Origin of the sequence: Marinimicrobium sp. UBA4209, from assembly GCF_002381585.1 — a bacterium.
In the GTDB taxonomy this organism is placed as follows: Bacteria; Pseudomonadota; Gammaproteobacteria; order Pseudomonadales; family Cellvibrionaceae; genus Marinimicrobium; species Marinimicrobium koreense.
This window is the reverse complement of record NZ_DFTP01000016.1, coordinates 1,051-1,729: the sequence shown is the minus strand read 5'-3', so window position 1 is coordinate 1,729 and position 679 is coordinate 1,051. Positions and strand designations below refer to the sequence as shown.

1 protein-coding gene is annotated in these 679 nt (G+C 59.8%); it reads right to left on the bottom strand.

Going from position 1 to position 679, the window contains the following annotated elements; translation table 11 throughout:
• The coding region (hemB, locus tag B3187_RS02840) for a porphobilinogen synthase (RefSeq protein WP_286804528.1) at positions 1-679 on the bottom strand (679 nt) is incomplete at both ends.

Here is a 679-nt window from a genome sequence, read left to right as displayed (position 1 = left end):
TTGGCGGGGTCCATCTGGTAGCTGGCCCGGGTGCCTTTGAAATTGCTGTCCACAGCGTCCCGGAAAGGACCATAGAAGGCGGACGCAAATTTGGTGGAGTAGGACATCACCGGAATATGGCCATAACCGGAGGCATCCAGTGCGGCACGGATGGCGGCGATCATGCCGTCCTGCATCCCGGAGGGGGCAATCATGTCGACCCCGGCCTTGGCCGCCACCACGACCTGCTTCTGCAGGTTCTTCAAAGTCGCATCGTTATCGACATCGTCCCCATGGACGACGCCACAGTGACCGTGATCGGTATATTCGCAGAAGCAGTTGTCGCTGATGACGCACATCTCGGGCTGGGCGGCTTTGACGGTGCGGATCATCCGCGCCATCAGGCCTTCGCGGTTCCATGTGTCGCAGCCTTCGGCGTCTTTATGCCGGGACACGCCAAACAGCAGTACCGCCCGAATGCCTTTTTTCCAGGCGCTGGTGACTTTGTCGGCGAGCTGGGCTTCTGGGTAGCGAACCACGCCGGGCATGCTGCCTATTTCGACGGGTTGATCAATGCCTTCTTCGACAAACAACGGCAATATCAGGTCACTGACCTCAAGCCGGGTTTCCCGAACCATGTCGCGCAGCGCGCCCGTCCGCCGCAGCCGACGAAACCGAAATTCGGGATGAGTATCGTTGG